Origin of the sequence: Candidatus Villigracilis affinis (assembly GCF_016705895.1) — a bacterium.
Taxonomy (GTDB): domain Bacteria; phylum Chloroflexota; class Anaerolineae; order Anaerolineales; family Villigracilaceae; genus Villigracilis; species Villigracilis affinis.
Map to the genome: position 1 here is coordinate 86,375 of NZ_JADJKT010000009.1, position 15,072 is coordinate 101,446.

The 15,072-nt window shown below is 52.0% G+C and carries 20 protein-coding genes and 2 pseudogenes; 6 read left to right on the top strand and 16 right to left on the bottom strand.

What is annotated here, in order from left to right; all coding sequences use genetic code 11:
• Nucleotides 1-26: 26 nt before the first annotated feature.
• Genes IPI86_RS06685 through IPI86_RS06695 form a run of 3 tightly spaced genes read left to right on the top strand, consistent with a single transcriptional unit; the run spans nt 27 to nt 2,250 of the window.
• Nucleotides 27-671, top strand: coding sequence for an NAAT family transporter (locus IPI86_RS06685; protein ID WP_345297217.1), 645 nt, complete (start codon nt 27-29; stop codon nt 669-671).
• Between the two features lie 7 nt (nt 672-678).
• Nucleotides 679-1,692: a hypothetical protein gene (locus tag IPI86_RS06690; protein WP_345297218.1), complete on the top strand. Its 1,014-nt coding sequence runs from the start codon at nt 679-681 to the stop codon at nt 1,690-1,692.
• A gap of 15 nt (nt 1,693-1,707) precedes the next feature.
• On the top strand, nt 1,708-2,250 hold the full coding sequence (locus IPI86_RS06695) for a hypothetical protein (protein ID WP_345297219.1): 543 nt from the start codon (nt 1,708-1,710) through the stop codon (nt 2,248-2,250).
• A 70-nt stretch (nt 2,251-2,320) separates the two neighbouring features.
• On the opposite strand, the gene IPI86_RS06700 is transcribed toward IPI86_RS06695, so the two are convergent.
• The 8 genes from IPI86_RS06700 to IPI86_RS06735 all read right to left on the bottom strand — a co-directional run bounded on the left by IPI86_RS06700 (nt 2,321) and on the right by IPI86_RS06735 (nt 6,543).
• Entirely contained in the window at nt 2,321-2,977 is a 657-nt protein-coding gene (locus IPI86_RS06700; protein WP_345297220.1) for an HD domain-containing protein, read from the bottom strand.
• A 21-nt stretch (nt 2,978-2,998) separates the two neighbouring features.
• Nucleotides 2,999-3,223: a YdeI/OmpD-associated family protein gene (locus IPI86_RS06705; RefSeq protein WP_345297221.1), complete on the bottom strand. Its 225-nt coding sequence runs from the start codon at nt 3,221-3,223 to the stop codon at nt 2,999-3,001.
• Between the two features lie 2 nt (nt 3,224-3,225).
• The gene (locus IPI86_RS06710; RefSeq protein WP_345297222.1) at nt 3,226-3,585 is read right to left on the bottom strand and encodes a hypothetical protein; all 360 of its coding nucleotides are present in this window, start codon (nt 3,583-3,585) and stop codon (nt 3,226-3,228) included.
• 1 nt (nt 3,586) lies between these two features.
• A complete protein-coding gene (locus IPI86_RS06715; protein ID WP_345297223.1) occupies nt 3,587-4,060 on the bottom strand; it encodes a hypothetical protein in 474 nt (157 codons plus the stop codon).
• A 2-nt stretch (nt 4,061-4,062) separates the two neighbouring features.
• Nucleotides 4,063-4,566, bottom strand: a complete 504-nt coding sequence (locus IPI86_RS06720) for a DUF5655 domain-containing protein (RefSeq protein WP_345297224.1) — start codon at nt 4,564-4,566, stop codon at nt 4,063-4,065.
• Nucleotides 4,567-4,660: 94 nt separating this feature from the next.
• Nucleotides 4,661-5,200, bottom strand: coding sequence for a DUF2306 domain-containing protein (locus tag IPI86_RS06725; RefSeq protein WP_345297225.1), 540 nt, complete (start codon nt 5,198-5,200; stop codon nt 4,661-4,663).
• A 36-nt stretch (nt 5,201-5,236) separates the two neighbouring features.
• Nucleotides 5,237-5,644 (bottom strand): DUF1761 domain-containing protein, encoded by a 408-nt coding sequence (locus tag IPI86_RS06730; RefSeq protein WP_345297226.1) that lies wholly within the window; start codon nt 5,642-5,644, stop codon nt 5,237-5,239.
• 71 nt (nt 5,645-5,715) lie between these two features.
• A complete protein-coding gene (locus tag IPI86_RS06735; protein ID WP_345297227.1) occupies nt 5,716-6,543 on the bottom strand; it encodes an AraC family transcriptional regulator in 828 nt (275 codons plus the stop codon).
• A gap of 148 nt (nt 6,544-6,691) precedes the next feature.
• Here IPI86_RS06735 and IPI86_RS06740 point away from each other — a divergent pair, with 148 nt between their 5' ends.
• Both IPI86_RS06740 and IPI86_RS06745 read left to right on the top strand, forming a co-directional pair.
• Entirely contained in the window at nt 6,692-7,498 is an 807-nt protein-coding gene (locus IPI86_RS06740; protein WP_345297228.1) for a DsbA family protein, read from the top strand.
• A 131-nt stretch (nt 7,499-7,629) separates the two neighbouring features.
• Complete coding sequence (locus tag IPI86_RS06745) at nt 7,630-8,295, top strand: deoxynucleoside kinase (protein WP_345297229.1); 666 nt, start codon at nt 7,630-7,632, stop codon at nt 8,293-8,295.
• A gap of 26 nt (nt 8,296-8,321) precedes the next feature.
• Here IPI86_RS06745 and IPI86_RS06750 read toward each other — a convergent pair whose 3' ends face one another.
• The 6 genes and pseudogenes from IPI86_RS06750 to IPI86_RS06775 form a co-directional block, all read right to left on the bottom strand.
• Entirely contained in the window at nt 8,322-9,230 is a 909-nt protein-coding gene (locus IPI86_RS06750; protein ID WP_345297230.1) for an aminoglycoside phosphotransferase family protein, read from the bottom strand.
• A 50-nt stretch (nt 9,231-9,280) separates the two neighbouring features.
• Nucleotides 9,281-9,787: a S1 RNA-binding domain-containing protein gene (locus tag IPI86_RS06755; protein WP_345297231.1), complete on the bottom strand. Its 507-nt coding sequence runs from the start codon at nt 9,785-9,787 to the stop codon at nt 9,281-9,283.
• A gap of 16 nt (nt 9,788-9,803) precedes the next feature.
• Nucleotides 9,804-11,408 (bottom strand): Tex-like N-terminal domain-containing protein, encoded by a 1,605-nt coding sequence (locus IPI86_RS06760; RefSeq protein ID WP_345297232.1) that lies wholly within the window; start codon nt 11,406-11,408, stop codon nt 9,804-9,806.
• Nucleotides 11,409-11,640: 232 nt separating this feature from the next.
• Nucleotides 11,641-12,966: a family 1 glycosylhydrolase gene (locus IPI86_RS06765; RefSeq protein ID WP_345297233.1), complete on the bottom strand. Its 1,326-nt coding sequence runs from the start codon at nt 12,964-12,966 to the stop codon at nt 11,641-11,643.
• A 38-nt stretch (nt 12,967-13,004) separates the two neighbouring features.
• Nucleotides 13,005-13,460: an RNA methyltransferase gene (locus IPI86_RS06770; protein ID WP_345297234.1), complete on the bottom strand. Its 456-nt coding sequence runs from the start codon at nt 13,458-13,460 to the stop codon at nt 13,005-13,007.
• A 95-nt stretch (nt 13,461-13,555) separates the two neighbouring features.
• Nucleotides 13,556-13,705: pseudogene (locus IPI86_RS06775) on the bottom strand (hypothetical protein); the annotation flags it as partial.
• 79 nt (nt 13,706-13,784) lie between these two features.
• On the opposite strand from IPI86_RS06775, the gene IPI86_RS06780 reads away from it, so the two are divergent.
• Nucleotides 13,785-14,252 carry a GNAT family N-acetyltransferase gene (locus IPI86_RS06780; RefSeq protein ID WP_345297235.1) on the top strand — a complete coding sequence of 156 codons (468 nt, stop codon included), beginning with the start codon at nt 13,785-13,787 and terminating at the stop codon, nt 14,250-14,252.
• Nucleotides 14,253-14,307: 55 nt separating this feature from the next.
• Here the strand turns inward: IPI86_RS06780 and IPI86_RS06785 are convergent, their stop codons facing one another.
• Together IPI86_RS06785 and IPI86_RS06790 are read right to left on the bottom strand one after the other, a co-directional pair.
• Nucleotides 14,308-14,523, bottom strand: a complete 216-nt coding sequence (locus IPI86_RS06785) for a hypothetical protein (RefSeq protein WP_345297236.1) — start codon at nt 14,521-14,523, stop codon at nt 14,308-14,310.
• Nucleotides 14,508-15,072 (bottom strand): annotated as a pseudogene (locus IPI86_RS06790) (aspartate aminotransferase family protein); the annotation flags it as partial. The gene IPI86_RS06785 and the pseudogene IPI86_RS06790, both read right to left, overlap by 16 nt.

Consider the following 15,072-nt stretch of genomic DNA (forward strand, 5'->3'; position numbering starts at 1 on the left):
AAATTGAACGCATAGATTGGAGTCAGATGAACGCCTCACCGATTTTCGAGTTTGCATTACTTGGTTTTATTTCCATGTTCACCATGATCAACCCCATTGGTGTCATTCCCGTATACACGGCGATGACCGCGAAGTTATCTCCGCATGAATCGCACCGCGTGGCACGCAAGGCCAGCCTGACGGCGTTGTTCATCCTGCTCGCCTTCGCATTGACAGGCCAATGGATCTTTCGTTTCTTTTCCATTTCAGTCAACAGCCTGCGCGTGGTGGGCGGCGTGATCTTTTTCCTGATGGGCTACGAAATGCTGCAAGCCCATCTTTCACGCACACAGTTCGATGACGAAACGAATCACGAATACATCAATGATATTTCCATCACACCGCTCGGCATTCCCATCATCTGCGGACCGGGTGCGATCACAACATCCATCCTTTTGATGAACGAATCCACATCGCCGCTCGAATCAGGAATCGTGATCGGTATCATCGTTTTGATCATCGCATTGACTTACTTTTTGTTGCTTGGCGCAAAACAGGTCACACATCTGATCGGCGAGAATGGCAACAAGGTAATGCTGCGGCTGATGGGCCTGATCGTGATGGTTATCGCCGTGGAATTTTTCTTCAGCGGGTTGACCCCGATCATCCGTGAGATCTTCAGGATACAGTGAGGCATACATGAACCGCAAATTGGATTGGCCTGCACTTTTGCTTTTTACCGCGCTGCTCTTCGGCGCAATTGTCCGCTTTTGGCCTGCGTTCACGAACGGATTTCCCCTCAACGACGGCGGGATGTTCTACAGTATGATTCTCGATTTGAAGGAAAACGATTATCAACTGCCCGAATTCGCGGAATACAACAGCGTGGATATTCCCTTCGCCTATCCGCCGCTCGGATTTTATGTCGCAGCTTTTCTCTCGGACGCTTCGACCACGCTCAGCGCAGGCCTGTTGCCTGTTTCTGTACTCCAAATATTGCTCTGGCTGCCAGCTTTGGTGAACACCCTCTCGATCTTCTTCTTTTATAAACTCGCCGAGCAAGTCCTCAACTCACGCCTATCCGCTTCGCTGGCGGTGATGATCTACGCGCTCTCGTCACGCGCCTTTCTGTGGCAGGTGATGGGTGGAGGAATCACACGCGCCTTCGGCATGTTGTTCCTGATTCTGATGCTGTGGCAAGCGGTTCAATTGTTCAAAAGCGAGGGATATCCCAAACATCTTGCGCTGACCATTTTATTTGGCGCAGGCGCGATCCTGAGTCACCCTCAGACTGCTTTGCATGCCGTGTTGGGTGGCGCAGTGCTTTTTGGCTTTTACGGGCGCAATAAACGCGGAGTCCTCTCTGCGGTGGCGGTTGGTTTTGGCGTGGTGTTTCTCACTGCCCCCTGGTGGGGAAATGTGCTTTTGCGCCACGGCCTCGAGCCATTGCTCTCCGCAGGCCAGACCAGTCAGCGAACGCTTGAATCCTACTTGATCGTCCTAAACTTGCATGGCCCTGGCAATTTCCTCGCCATTCCTATGTTGATATTCTTCTATATTGGCCTGTGGATTTCAATTAGACAAAAAAACTTTTTCTTCATCGCCTGGATCGTGCTTGCCTATTTAATAGATACCCGCGGCGGTGACAGTATTGCATTACTGCCAGAGTCCATGCTGGCGGGAATGGGACTTGGAAAGGCTGGTCCATCTTGATCAACCGCTCGAACGATGAGCAGGATTCAACCTTGCTCATGGCGCAAGGTTCAGGCGCTGGTTTTCGGTGCGTTCTTCTATTTCATCCTCGCGGCCAGTATTTCCGATTTTCAACTGGTCAACACCAGCCTGAAACCCGAAGACCTGAGGATGATTGAGTGGGTCAATTCAAATTTGGAGGAAAATAAAACCTTTTTGCTTTCGACAGGGCGCGAGTTCTCAATGTCTGACCCGATGCAGGAGTGGTTCCCTGCGCTGACTAAACAACACAGTGTCACCACCCTGCAAGGTTTGGAATGGACGTTAAATGAGTTATTTTTTCTCTGGTACGAGGAATTGGTCGCGTTCCAACATTGTGCGGATGTGAATTGCGTCACCGGATGGAGCGGGAAAAACAAGATCAACTATGATTATCTGCTCGTAACGATTCCTACCCGGGATGACGAGAGCGATTTAGCCGACTCACTGAGAAGCCTCGCAATTTCGGCCAAGGCTTCTCCTTCTTACACGGTTGTGTACGAGTCGGAGAATGTGTTGATATTTGAGTTTCACAGGTGATGATATTTTCCATAGCGAGGATATAACCTGCTATTGCAAAACAAAACGCGGACACGGTCCGCGTTTTGTTTTAGAAAACATCCTTTCCTTCCCATTCATTCATGAACTGGTCAAGAAAGCGGAGCATGATCTCATGTCGCTGCTCCGCTATTTTTTTTGCGGTCGGCGTGTTCATCATGTCTTTTAGCAAAAGCAATTTCTCGTAAAAGTGATTGATGGTGGCGCTTTTGCTGTTCTTGTATTGTTCAAAAGTAGCATGCATCTGCGGCGTGGACTCGGGATCGTACATCGGTCTGTTCTTGTAGCCGCCGTAGGCGAAGGCGCGCCCAATGCCGATGGCGCCAATGGCATCGAGTCTGTCGGCGTCCTGCACGATGAGGCCTTCGAGACTTTTCATTTTATTTTCCACGCCCGCGCCTTTGTAGGAAATGTGTATGATGATTTCGCACACTTTGTCAGTGGTGGAAATCTCCACGCCGCAGGAATCAAGCCAGGCCTTGGCGCGAAGCGGGGTTTCATCGCCCGTGTCGTTGAATTTCCAGTCGTCGAGGTCATGCAAGAGGGCGGCAAGTTCCACGATGAACGCATCCGCTTTTTCATGTTGGCAGATGGTGACGGCGTTCTTCCACACGCGGTAGATGTGCCACCAATCGTGGCCCGAGGAATCGTCGGAGAATTCCTGTTTGATGTATTCGGCTGTCTTTTGGATGATGTGGGGTTGATTCATGCGGCTATTTTGCCACAAAAATCAGCCGTTCCATTTCATCTTCATGTACACGCCGCCTTTTTTCAATTCATCGAGCATTTGGTTCAGGCGCTTTTGGCGGGTGGATTCGAGTTTTGCGCGCGTGATCCAGCCGATGTAATCATTCTGTTGAAACGCTGGACGCGCGAGGTAGGCATCCATGAGCCCGTGTGAATCGAGCGCATCGCGGAAAAAATCAGGCATTTCATAGCGAGGACGTGGGGGCATGATCAACTCCTTTTGAGAAATAACAAAATGAGGGCGACGACATTCGCCGCCGTACCGATCGGCAAATACCATAAACCAAGAAGCGCGATTGCGATCAACGCATTGCGGCCCCAGGGTTGATTCAATGCAAAGCCTGCCACGGCGATCAACGCGGCGATGCCATAAACAACGAAGACAAGTTTCATGAATGTGGAACGCGGCTCAATGCCGAGCGCCTGCACAAGGAGGGTCCACGGGCCAAGCTGGCCTGCGTATTCACCACTCGCTGGCGTAAAGTAATCGCCGACCGTCAATGCGCGCAGACCGTCGGCGAGCATCCAGCCAGCGGTTAAGGTGATGAGAATGATGATGACCCATCTCATATTATTTTTTCAACACACACAATGCCTGGCGGATCTCGCCAAGGTGATACGCCGTGTGGACCACAATGGCAAGCGAGCCGCCAATCGAGTCATCGTTCCAGACGGGATTTTCGCGGAACAGGTTCGAAATGCGCTGATAGGCTGCCTGTAATTTATTTTTCGAAGCAATCCATTCTTCGGGCGTGACCTTTTCCACGGTGCGCCACACTTCACCCCAATCCACACGGCTGCTATCGTGGTGAACCACGTACCGTTCCAATACTTCCATGTAGAAGGTCACATGTGCAACCTGCGCAGCCAGCGAGGCGCACTTTCCGCCCACGGGAATCGATGCCTCTTCCGCAGAGACAGTTTCAAGGGTGCGAAAAAGAGACGTATCTTTGTCGAGGTAGATTCCGTGGGTGTTGTCGAATGTTTCATCGAGCAGAGCCATCAAATTGTTGAAAAAATCTTCATGAGCGATGGATTGGGTCATTTTTATCCTGCTCCTTCAAATGCGGATCTGAGCCACGCGACGAGTTCCACATCCACTTCACGCGGATCGCTGACATTAACGATGTAGTTGCACATGCTTCCTTTGGGCTGTTCCAGCAGGCGGGCGTTTTTCTTGAAGTCCTTCGCGTTGATGCCAACCTCGAAACGCGTGTTGGTCTTGGGGCCGATCATGGCAAATTGCTTTTTGCGGCGCAGGCTGACATATCCCTTTTTGGGAACGATCTCGAACTCGCCGAACTTTTGGATCTCTTTCATCAGTTTTTCATGAATGGGGCGGAAGCCCGCCTTTGCCCCCGAATAGATTTCATCGAGCACGGCATCTTCGTTTTTGCCTTCCGCGGCGCGTGTGCCATCGGATTGCAAAATGGCGTGGACGAGCGAATTGGCATCGCCGTGCCCCAGCCCAAGCTTTTCCTTGAACATGTCGCGGAGTTCGCCGTGTTTGCTCAATCCGCTTTTCTTTGCGATGGCGGCCAAGTTCTGCAAGGGACTTGCCCGTCTTCTTTTGAATATTTTCCAATTGGGTCTGGATGGCTTTATCAAGGCTACTCATAAATCATCTCCTTAAAGGTTCTCGAAATTATTGACAGACTGTGCGTCTCCGCTTGAAGGCAACCAACCAATTCGCAGGTGAATCGGATTGAACTACTGACGTCCGTATATTGAACATATATTTCCCCCGACCTCGGGAAATCGATATTCCTCCCAACAAAAAGACAACGAACATGCTGGCAACCACCGCAGGCCAGAACGGCGCGGAAGGCAGACGGGTGGCAACTTCTGATACTCCTGCCGCGATCAACCCCACGTACGACCAGTTCATAAATTCATAGTGAAATTCCAGCCAGCGCCCATGAGGAAGGCGAAGGTAGGCGGGGATGAATCCAGCCAGCAGGGTGAGCAAACTCGCCAACGCCGCACCATGAAAAGGTCCGAAATGACCCGTGAGTTGATAAATGAAAAGCGCGGTGAGGTTGAGTCCCAGCATATTGAAAAAGTAGGCATATCCCAGTTGTTTATGCAGACGAGTCCCTTTGCGGGCAAGCAGCACACACGCGCCAAAGATCAATGCTGAGACAGCGGACACCATATGAAATGTTGATACAAATTGATAAATCATTCTCTTCTTTCTAAAGATCACACACAATATTATTTTCTAACGCCATATCCCGAGTATAAATCCGATGACTGTAAAATACACCGTTATGAAGCCGCCGTTGACGAAAATATATTTCCACGAGCGCTGTTCAAAGAGGGCAATGACCGCAAAGATCAGGGCTGCAAAACCGAAGCCAGCAAGGAAACCCGCCGCCGCTCCCCAGACTGCATTGGTATTCGCATCACCGAGGAAAAAGGCCAGGTTGTACGAGATCAACAGCGAAAACAGAAAGGCAAGTCCATAGGTCTTGGCGGGGTTTTGCTTTGCAAGCTGTTCCTCGGTCAGCTTTGTTTCAGCCAGCCAGGCTTTGTAAAACAGAGCGGGCGAATACCAGAACGCACCCAATGCCAGATTGAAAATGGCGCAAACAAAAACAGCGATGTGATTAATATACAGGTTTTCCATGAGATTTCTCCTTTGTTTTTTGGAGGTGATCTTACAGAAATCGAATCCAAATGTATTGGAAAAAATTTACATTAATCCACCGGAACATAATTCAGAGTGGACGCCTTCCTTTTGATGTACTCGTTGGGGGTGAACCCGGAAAAAGCCTTGAAGTCGTTGATGAAGTGCGCCTGATCGTAAAAGCCGCTGTCCATGGCGATTCCGCTCCATTGAACGGGCTGATTCTTTTCTATTGTCTTGATCGCTTTCTGAAAACGGGCGATCTTGAGATATTGTTTTGGCGGCACACCGACCTGCCCTTTGAACAGGTCAATGAAGTGTTTTTGGGAATACCCGATCTGTTCCCCCAGTTTTTTGAAATTGAACAAAGTGGGCTGGCGAAGCATGCTGGCGACCGCATATTTAACGCAGTTGGATTTTGTATTATCGTAAATCTTATCCCCGGCCATGTTCAGCAGAAACAGTTCAACCAGTTGGAACATCTCCTGCGGTGACCTGGCAGAAATCAGCCTCTCGCGCAAGTCGAGAATTCTTCTGCCAAAGACCAGATCAGCCATGACGACCGAATCCGTCAACTCGTTCATCGGAAACGGATAAAAAGGACGCGCCATTCCCTTTTTGAAAATCACCACCAGCTTCCTACTCTCCCTGCCCGAAGGAATGGTGATGGGACGGGTCCGCACACCGCTGACCCAGGCGTGACGGCAGGATTGAACGATCTCCAGCGTGTCATTATTGTGAATATGCTGGGGCGCATCCGACAGGTCGATGATGAGTTCCGTATTTCCATCGGGCAGAAATCTATCCAAAGAGTGCGGCGGACGCATGTCCTCAAAGTAGATCAGGCTGTCGAGAAAATCACTCAGCGGAAATGGTGGTTGGTGAATTTCGAAAAACATGGTGGCTTGTCCAGTGGTTTTATTATAGAACAAGTATTCTATTTTTACAATCCCATTTTTCAACCTCTTCCCGATTTGCAGAACAGGGTAAATCTTAGGCAAACCTAAGTCCTTTCCACAAAAATCCTGGAAAGGCTATAATTCCTGTATGGCTACTAAAACTAAAAAATCCATTCCTGTTTTTGATTCCGACGAAGAAGACATCATCGAAGAACCCTCTGTCCCAATGCAGGTTCAGCAGGATCCTTCTGAAGAGACCATCACCTTCAAAAAGAGTCACTTTTACTCGGTTCTGGTCGTGCTGGCTTTTGCAGTCGGCGTGCTGGTGGGCTATGTTGCCTGGGGCCGCGGTTCCGGGGGAACCACCACAACGGCAGGAGCCCCGGTGGCTCAGGCACCCGCCGCTGAGCAGGCCCCCCAATACAGACGCTACGATATCCCTACCGAAGGCTTCCCAAGCCTCGGCCCGGATGATGCGCCGATCGTGATCGTCGAGTTCAGTGATTTCCAATGCCCGTTCTGCCGCCGCTTCCACGATGAGACCTACCAGTCGCTGTTGGATGCATACCCCGGTCAGATCCGCTTTGTGTATCGCAACCTGCCGCTCACATCCATTCACCCGGCTGCCATGCCCTCCGCGATCGCCTCGCTCTGCGCACAAGATCAGGATGCCTACTGGGATTTTCACGAAAAACTGTTCAGCAGCGAACAGCTCGATGAAGAGACCTTCATCCGCTACGCTGCCGACCTCGGGCTGGATACTGAAAAATTTACCGCCTGCCTTTCCAGCGGCGAACATGATGCTGAAATCCAGCAAGACATGAACTTCGCCATTGATCTCGGCGTACAGTCCACGCCCACATTTTTCGTCAACGGGCTTGCCATTGTCGGCGCCCAGCCGCTTGCCAACTTCCAGCAATTGATCGATAAGGAATTGGCCGGAGAGATCCCGTAACGTCTTTCCTATATCATTTTCAATTAAAGAGTTCACGGAAGTTCTTAAAATTTCCGTGAACTCTTTTTCTTTTTGGTATGATGTTCCGCGTGTCAATGATTCCCCAAAGATTTGTCCTCTGAGAGCAAACCATGAAAAAATTTGTCGCCATTGCCGGAAACATCGGCGTGGGTAAATCCACGCTTGTAAAAATGTTATGCAACGAAATGGGCTGGGAGCCGTTTTATGAACCCGTCACTGAAAACCCATACCTTGCAGATTTTTACCAGAACATGTCTGCCTGGGCTTTTCACTCGCAGGTATTCTTTCTCACCCATCGTCTGCGTTCGCATATGGGGCTTGCCCAGCATCCCAGTTCTGTGATCCAGGATCGCAGTGTGTACGAAGATGCTGAAATCTTCGCGCAGAATCTGTACGATCAGGGCAACATTCAGGACCGCGATTATCAGACCTATCGTGAGTTGTATGAAACAGCTGTGCAATTCCTGCCGCCGCCCGACCTCGTCATTTACCTGCGCGCCTCCGTGCCCACCCTGCTCAATCGCATCAACTCACGCGGACGCACCTACGAGCGAACCATTGCCCCCGAGTATCTTCAAAACCTCAACGACCTCTACGAATCATGGATCGAAAATTTCACACTCTGCCCCGTATTGGCCGTCCCTGCCGATGACCTGGATTACGTGGCGCATTCCGGTCACCTGCGGCTGATCATCGCAAAAGTGGAAGACAAACTGATCGGAAAAGAAGAAGTGGTCTTCGAGCCCGATGAAGTGGCGCGCGCCGCAGAAGATTAAATGAAAAACCTCCCTCGGGAGGTTTTTCATTTAAGTTGAGAGAATATCTCCGCGCATTGAATGGCGTTGTCCTCTTCCATATTATCTTCAATGCTCCACCATGCAGACAGGATGGCATGAGCAGTTGCCCAGCGAATAATTTTTTCACGTTCCCAGCCGAGTCTCTCCGCGAGGATGCTCACCCGCCTCTCTGCCTGGACCTTGAAACTGGTTCCGTCCGAAATGCTGTCCCATGGATTGATCATGAGTGGCCCTACTTCATACCCTGCAGGCCCAATGACTCCCTTCGGGTCAATGATCAACCAGCCGCGTTCCGAAGACAAAATGTTGAAATGATGAAAATCGCCGTGCATTAATTTCACATCGGTATCGGCAAACAATTCGGGCAAAAATGATTCGACTTTCTCCAAAAGAACTTGCGGAAAAGGTCCCGTCCCGCCATTGAAATGCGGACGGATTTTTTGTAACCCAGCAAACCAATTCGACAATTTTATAAATTTATTCTGTAAGGGTGGAATAACCCCACCCCTGCGTTGTATGTTCAGCATCACATCTGCTGCGATATTTGTACGCTCATCATCATCTTCAAGTTCGGCGAGCATTTTGCCGGGTTTGAGTCTTTCCAGCAATAAGAACCCGCGCTCTTCATCGTGTTCCAATAATTGACAGGCACCATCGCCATTAAATAATTTCAGGGCGGTCATTTCACTGGTCAACTCGGGGTTTGGAATTCCCATTTTGAGGATCACATCTTCATCATCACGTTTTGCAAATGCAACAAAATTAAATGACAGATTTGGCACAGGCTGAACAGCGGTCAAACCCCAACGAGTGGAGACTTCGTCAATTAAAGCAGGAAGGACAGCGAGAAAATTCTCGCCGTCCTTTTTGTAGACATTTTTTATGGTGGAGATGAAGGTTTCGGGAAGTTGCATTTTATTTACTGCATTCTGTAAGGACACAGCGGCGCTGTGTCCTTACAAGATTATTTCACCCAACCCAAACCAATGCGTCCGCGTTCGGTTTCGATCTTTTGGATCTCCACATCGATGATGTCGCCCACTTTGAGGACGGTGCCGTTGGGGATCTGGCTCTTGTGCAGAAGGCCATCTTGCTTGACGCCGATGTCTACGAAGGCGCCGAAGTCCACTACGTTGCGGACGGTGCCTTTGAGCTGCATGCCTGTCAGCAGGTCTTCGGCTTTGAGCACGTCCGAGCGCAGGATGGGAGCGGGGGTATCGGAGCGCGGGTCACGGCCTGGGCGGACGAGTTGTTCGAGGATGTCTTTGAGTGTGGGCACGCCGCATTCGAGTTCGGCGGCTAATGTTTCGAGCGGAGTTTTTGCGGTGAGCAATTCCAAGGCAGCGATTCTGTCTGGGATGGACGAATCAACTGTCAGCGCGGCGCGAGCGAGAATGGATTCTGCTATCGCGTAGGATTCTGGATGGATCGCTGATTCATCCAACGGGTTCGCCCCATTTCGAATCCGCATGAAGCCTGCTGCTTGTTCAAAGGCTTTGGGGCCCAAGCCCAGCGACCTTCTTCAATGCGGTGCGGGATTTGAAAGGGCCGTTCGCGTCGCGATGCGTGACGATGTTGGTGGCAAGTTTGGGACCGATGCCCGCGACATGCGTGAGCAGCGCGGAACTGGCGGTGTTGACATCCACGCCGACGCTGTTGACCACGCTTTCGACGACGCCATCGAGGGCGTGCGTGAGCGCGGTTTGATCGACATCGTGCTGATACATGCCCACGCCAATGGACTTGGGATCGATCTTGACGAGTTCGGCGAGCGGGTCTTGCGCGCGGCGGGCAATGGATACTGCGCCGCGGATGGTGACATCGAGATCGGGGAATTCAGCGCGGGCGAGAGATGATGCGGAATAGACCGATGCGCCCGCTTCATTGACGATGAGATATTTTGTTTGCGGCGCGTTCTTGGTGAGTTCGGCGGCGAGCTTTTCCGTTTCGCGTGAGGCGGTGCCGTTGCCGATGGTGATGAGCGTGACGTGATGGCGGTTGATCATATCCTGCAGGGTGTTGATCGAACCTTTCCAATCGTTCTTCGGCTCGTGCGGATAGATCGTGCCAGTGTCGAGCAGTTTGCCAGTGGCGTCCACGACGGCGACTTTGCAGCCTGTGCGGAAGCCAGGGTCGAGGCCGAGGACAACTTGATTCGCGAGCGGAGCTTGTCCGAGCAGGGCGCGCAGGTTGGTGGCAAAGACTTGAATGGCATGGTTGTCTGCGACCTCGCCTTTTTCACGGCGGACATCGCGTTCGATGGCGGGGAGCAAAAGGCGTTCGGCGGAATCTTGAATGGCAAGCGCGAGTTGATCGGCGAAGGGACTGATGATGTCCTGCTCGAATTCAGATTGAACGGCGTTGAGCCAGTCACGTTCGGGGACATCCACGCGCACGCGCAGGATGCCTTCCTTTTCGCCGCGGGTGAGCGCGAGGATTTGATGCGGCTGGAGTCTGTCCACGCGCATGGAGAAATCGTAATAACTTTCGTACACGCGTTTTTCATCGGCTGCGTCTGCGACCTTCACAGAATGGACTGTGGAAAACTTGAGCGCCTTCTCACGAGTCGCGGCGCGGACGTTGGCATTTTCGCTGATCATTTCAGCGACGATGTCGCGCGCGCCTTGCAAGGCTTCTTCGATATTCGCAACTTGATCGTTGAGGAATTTCGCGGCGAGTTTTTCAGGTGAGCCGCTGGTGGATTGCTTGAGAATTAATTCGGCCAGTGGTTCCAGTCCCTTTTCACGGGCGACCATGGCGCGGGTGCGGCGTTTCTTTTTGTAGGGCGCGTACAGATCTTCGAGCGCGGTCATGGTGACGGCGGCGTTGATGCTCTCGCGGAGTTCGTCTGTGAGTTTGCCCTGCTCTTCGATGGAAGCGATGATGGAGACACGGCGTTCGTCGAGTCCGCGCAGGCGGATGAGTTCATCGGCGATGATGCGGATCTGTTCGTCGTCGAGGGAGCCTGTCATTTCCTTGCGGTAACGGGCAATGAACGGGACGGTGTTGCCTTCGTCTAGTAAGTTGATAACAGCCGTAACTTGCGATGGCTTGACATTGAGTTGGGATGCGATCTGTTCAGCGTGGGTCATGGATGCGATTTTATCATAGTAGAACAAAGTGTTGTGAAGAGTGAGAAGTGGAAAGTTGAAGGTCAAAGGTTGAAAGTTGAAAGTCAAAAGCAACCACGGAGACACGAAGGCACGGAGAAGAACAAGAAAAAAACTCTGTGCCTCCGTGGTGAAAGTTGGTTTATAAAAAACAGCGCACAAAGATTTCTCTCCATGCGCCGTTGTCTGTCGTCCATCGTTAATGGTCTATCGTCTAACTCGGAAACAATTTATCAAACACCTCAGGGCAATACTTCTGCACCATGTCTGAGGAGATGCCGTTCTCTTTGCAGATCTCGGCGTAGAAATCCACACTGGGGCGGCGGATGCGTTTTTGGGTGTCGATGTCCAAGCCCCACAGGCCGAAGCGTTGAGTCCAGCCGCGTTCCCATTCGAAGTTGTCCACGAGTGACCAGTGGAAGTATCCCTTCACAGGCCAGTTGAAATTGACGGCGCGCCAGATCTGATGCAGGTGCTGTGCAATGTAGCGCGGACGCATGTGGTCGTCTGAATCTTCCACGCCGTTTTCGGTGATGATGATCGGCAGGTTGGGGTAGGTGCGCTCGATCCATTTGATGGAGTTGAAGATGCCTTCGGGGATGTTGGCGAGGAAGTTCGTGTCGCTCATGTCGGCGTTCTTGGGATAGCCGCTGTTCGAGAATAATTCGCCAGGCTTGAAGAGGTCAAACCAGACGGTATCGACAGAGTAATAGTTGAGGCCGAGATAATCCTGCGTGCCTTTGGCTTCGGGGATGTTTTGATTGCCGATGGGGGAACGCATGACGCCTGTTGAAATGGCAGAGGGAAATGCCATGTTGAGTCCCTCGTAGCGGATGTTGCGCATGAGTCTATCGAGCGGTGACCAGCTCAAACGGGGAACCATTGGGCGGTAATGCAGAGCGTAGCCTACGCGAGCTTCGGGTTGCAGCTCATGGATGGCGCGATACGAAGCGGCATGTGCGCGGATCATGTTGCCCATCACACGCATGGATAATTTGAGGTCTTTCTTTCCAGGCGGGAATGCGCCTTGCACGTATCCGCTCATGGTATACACGTTCGGTTCGTTGATCGTACACCAGAGCGTGTTGTATTCCTTGAGCGCATCCACTACTTTGCGGGTGAACTTCTCGAAGAGGCCGACGATCTCGGGGTTTTCCCAGCCGCCGCGCTCCGTGACCCAGAGCGGGTCGGTGAAATGATGCAGCGTAACCAAAGCTGTCAGGTTGCGTTCCCTCAGTCCGCGCAGCATGAGGCGGTACTTTTCGATGGCTTCCTCATCCCACGTGTCAGGCGTCGGCTGAATGCGGCTCCATTCCAACGAGAAGCGGTGCGCGTTCTGTCCCGTTTCGGCGGCGCGGTCGAAGTCTTCGCGCCAGCGTCCGCCCCACCAATCGGCGGCGAGTCCAGACTTGTGGACGGTGTGCCCCGCTTCTTCCCACGCGTGCCAGTTGTTGTTGGTGTTGTTGCCTTCCACTTGATGCGAGGCGGTGGCGGTTCCCCACAGAAAGCCTTTTGGAAAATGATAGGTTGCTTGAGGCATGGTTCTCCAGATACAAACCCTAAAGGTCTTAAAGACCTTTAGGGTTTTCTTGATAAATAAGCGAGATACAAAGCGACAGACCCAGCCACAGCGGCGTTGAGCGATTCGATCTGGCCCTTCATGGGGAGCTTCAAAACGATGTCGCATTTCTTTCGGACGAGATCATGTAACCCGTCGCCCTCTGAGCCGACGACGAGTCCCAATGCGCCTTTCAGGTGACGAGACCCCGCTTCGACCTCCGCCCCAGCTTGATCCAGTCCGACGATCCAAATATCATTATCTTTGAGCGCGTCAATCGTCTGGGACAGATTCGCCTGGGCGATGAGCATGTGCTCGCTCGCGCCAGAAGATGCGTTGACCACGGCGGGAGTGACCTCCACGGAGCGGGCGGTGGGAATGACCACGCCATGCACGCCAAGCGCCTCGGCGGTGCGGATGAGGGTGCCGAAGTTCTGCGGGTCTTGCAGAGAATCAAGCATGAGAATAAAAGGCATTTCGCCTTTGGCATGTTCAGGATCTCGATCACATCCGAGTAGGGATACTGCTCCACTTCGGCGACGATGCCCTGATTGTTCTGGTGGACTTTATCCAGCTTGGGGCGCGGGACGCGGTTGACCCTGATCTTCTGCGGCTGTGCCAGTTTGAAAATCATCGATCTTGCCTTTGTCCTGTACGCCTTCGGCGATGTCAATGGAAAATACCTGCCTGCGTTTCGCGCGCAGGGTTTCATAAACTGCATTGCGGGAATAGATAAGTTCTTTCATGGTGGGTTGATTTTACATGAGAAACAAGTCTTCTGTGAATGTATAATTTTTGACATGAAAAAAGAGTTCACTATTACCCAAATCAATGCAAAAGACTCCCCCATGTTGAACGATCTGTGCAAGCTACGCGATGGATTATCCGCGCATCACAACGACACGACATCGTCTGAGCGGTTCAGAGAATTCATGAACAAACATCTCGGCGAAGAAACCATGCTCACATTCTTGATTCTTGATGAAGGCAAAGCTATCGGCTACGGCCTCGCCTTCGACGTCGCCGAACACGCCTACATGCCCGAGTGGACTCGCAAGGGCTACATCACGCAATTCTTTGTAAACGTGGAATATCGCAGTCAAGGTATTGGCGAAATGGGATTGGCCTACATCCACGATTGGTTTCGCGCACGCGGCATCACCGATGTACTGCTCAATGTGGCAATCAAAAACGAAGTCGGCAACCGCTTCTGGCAAAAGAATGGGTACGTCCCTTATGCCACACGAATGATCCACCGATTGAAATAATCATTCTTTGTACGTGTTGATATTATCCAGCAAATCCAGCACCAACTCTTTCAAGTCACCGCGATTCGGCAGAGAGCCGATCAAGCCACCATCGGCGCCATGCGCGAGGCAGCCCGCCGCCGCCGCCAAGAAGCGACGAAGCCTTGTTCATCAAATTGCTGACCGTTTCCTCAGGCAGAACTCTTGTCAACAGGTTTGCGGCTTTGACTAAAGCCTTCGTCGCGGTCTTTCTTAACCCGGGCCTGCTGACTGTTTCTACGGCATTCGCCAAGTCTGTGAGAAACTCCGCGCCGCCTGCGCATGGACGTAATTCACTGTTACATGCAGGGACGGGGGGAAAATCTGTCTGTCCAAATACCAGCCGCGCAGGGCAAGTTCATCGGCGAGTTCGTACACATCCATGGAATCAGATGCGATGGCGAAGACGCTCATCTCTGGGTTGCTCAACACTTTCAAACCAGGGATGGCGTTGATGCCATCTTGAAATATCTTTGCCGTGCGCATGACGATATCGGTGATCTCAAGGTAACCATCTTCGCCCAAATAATTGAGCAGTGCCCAGGCCGCAGCGACGGGTCCGCCGGGGCGCGAGCCAGCCATGCCAGCCGACGGGTATATGCCGCCCGGCCAGTCGGTGGAGACAAACATTTGATGGCGGCGCAGTTCCGAGGTCCGATAAAGAACGAGGGAGGCGGGTTTGGCGGCGTAGGCGTACTTGTGCAAATCTGCTGAGATGGAAGTCACGCCGGGACGTTGAAATCCAAAATCAGGCACGGGATATCCCAACTTGCGGACGAAGGGCGGCATGAAGCCGCCCACA

Coding starts and splice junctions, on each gene's coding strand:
- IPI86_RS06685 (WP_345297217.1), top strand. CDS start 27: ATGAACGCCTCACCGATTTTCGAGTTTGCATTACTTGGTTTTATTTCC.
- IPI86_RS06725 (WP_345297225.1), bottom strand. CDS start 5,200: ATGATTTATCAATTTGTATCAACATTTCATATGGTGTCCGCTGTCTCA.
- IPI86_RS06735 (WP_345297227.1), bottom strand. CDS start 6,543: ATGTTTTTCGAAATTCACCAACCACCATTTCCGCTGAGTGATTTTCTC.
- IPI86_RS06730 (WP_345297226.1), bottom strand. CDS start 5,644: ATGGAAAACCTGTATATTAATCACATCGCTGTTTTTGTTTGCGCCATT.
- IPI86_RS06705 (WP_345297221.1), bottom strand. CDS start 3,223: ATGCCCCCACGTCCTCGCTATGAAATGCCTGATTTTTTCCGCGATGCG.
- IPI86_RS06760 (WP_345297232.1), bottom strand. CDS start 11,408: ATGACCCACGCTGAACAGATCGCATCCCAACTCAATGTCAAGCCATCG.
- IPI86_RS06700 (WP_345297220.1), bottom strand. CDS start 2,977: ATGAATCAACCCCACATCATCCAAAAGACAGCCGAATACATCAAACAG.
- IPI86_RS06745 (WP_345297229.1), top strand. CDS start 7,630: ATGAAAAAATTTGTCGCCATTGCCGGAAACATCGGCGTGGGTAAATCC.
- IPI86_RS06715 (WP_345297223.1), bottom strand. CDS start 4,060: ATGACCCAATCCATCGCTCATGAAGATTTTTTCAACAATTTGATGGCT.
- IPI86_RS06755 (WP_345297231.1), bottom strand. CDS start 9,787: ATGCGGATTCGAAATGGGGCGAACCCGTTGGATGAATCAGCGATCCAT.
- IPI86_RS06740 (WP_345297228.1), top strand. CDS start 6,692: ATGGCTACTAAAACTAAAAAATCCATTCCTGTTTTTGATTCCGACGAA.
- IPI86_RS06765 (WP_345297233.1), bottom strand. CDS start 12,966: ATGCCTCAAGCAACCTATCATTTTCCAAAAGGCTTTCTGTGGGGAACC.
- IPI86_RS06695 (WP_345297219.1), top strand. CDS start 1,708: ATGAGCAGGATTCAACCTTGCTCATGGCGCAAGGTTCAGGCGCTGGTT.
- IPI86_RS06770 (WP_345297234.1), bottom strand. CDS start 13,460: ATGCCTTTTATTCTCATGCTTGATTCTCTGCAAGACCCGCAGAACTTC.
- IPI86_RS06780 (WP_345297235.1), top strand. CDS start 13,785: ATGAAAAAAGAGTTCACTATTACCCAAATCAATGCAAAAGACTCCCCC.
- IPI86_RS06750 (WP_345297230.1), bottom strand. CDS start 9,230: ATGCAACTTCCCGAAACCTTCATCTCCACCATAAAAAATGTCTACAAA.
- IPI86_RS06710 (WP_345297222.1), bottom strand. CDS start 3,585: ATGAGATGGGTCATCATCATTCTCATCACCTTAACCGCTGGCTGGATG.
- IPI86_RS06690 (WP_345297218.1), top strand. CDS start 679: ATGAACCGCAAATTGGATTGGCCTGCACTTTTGCTTTTTACCGCGCTG.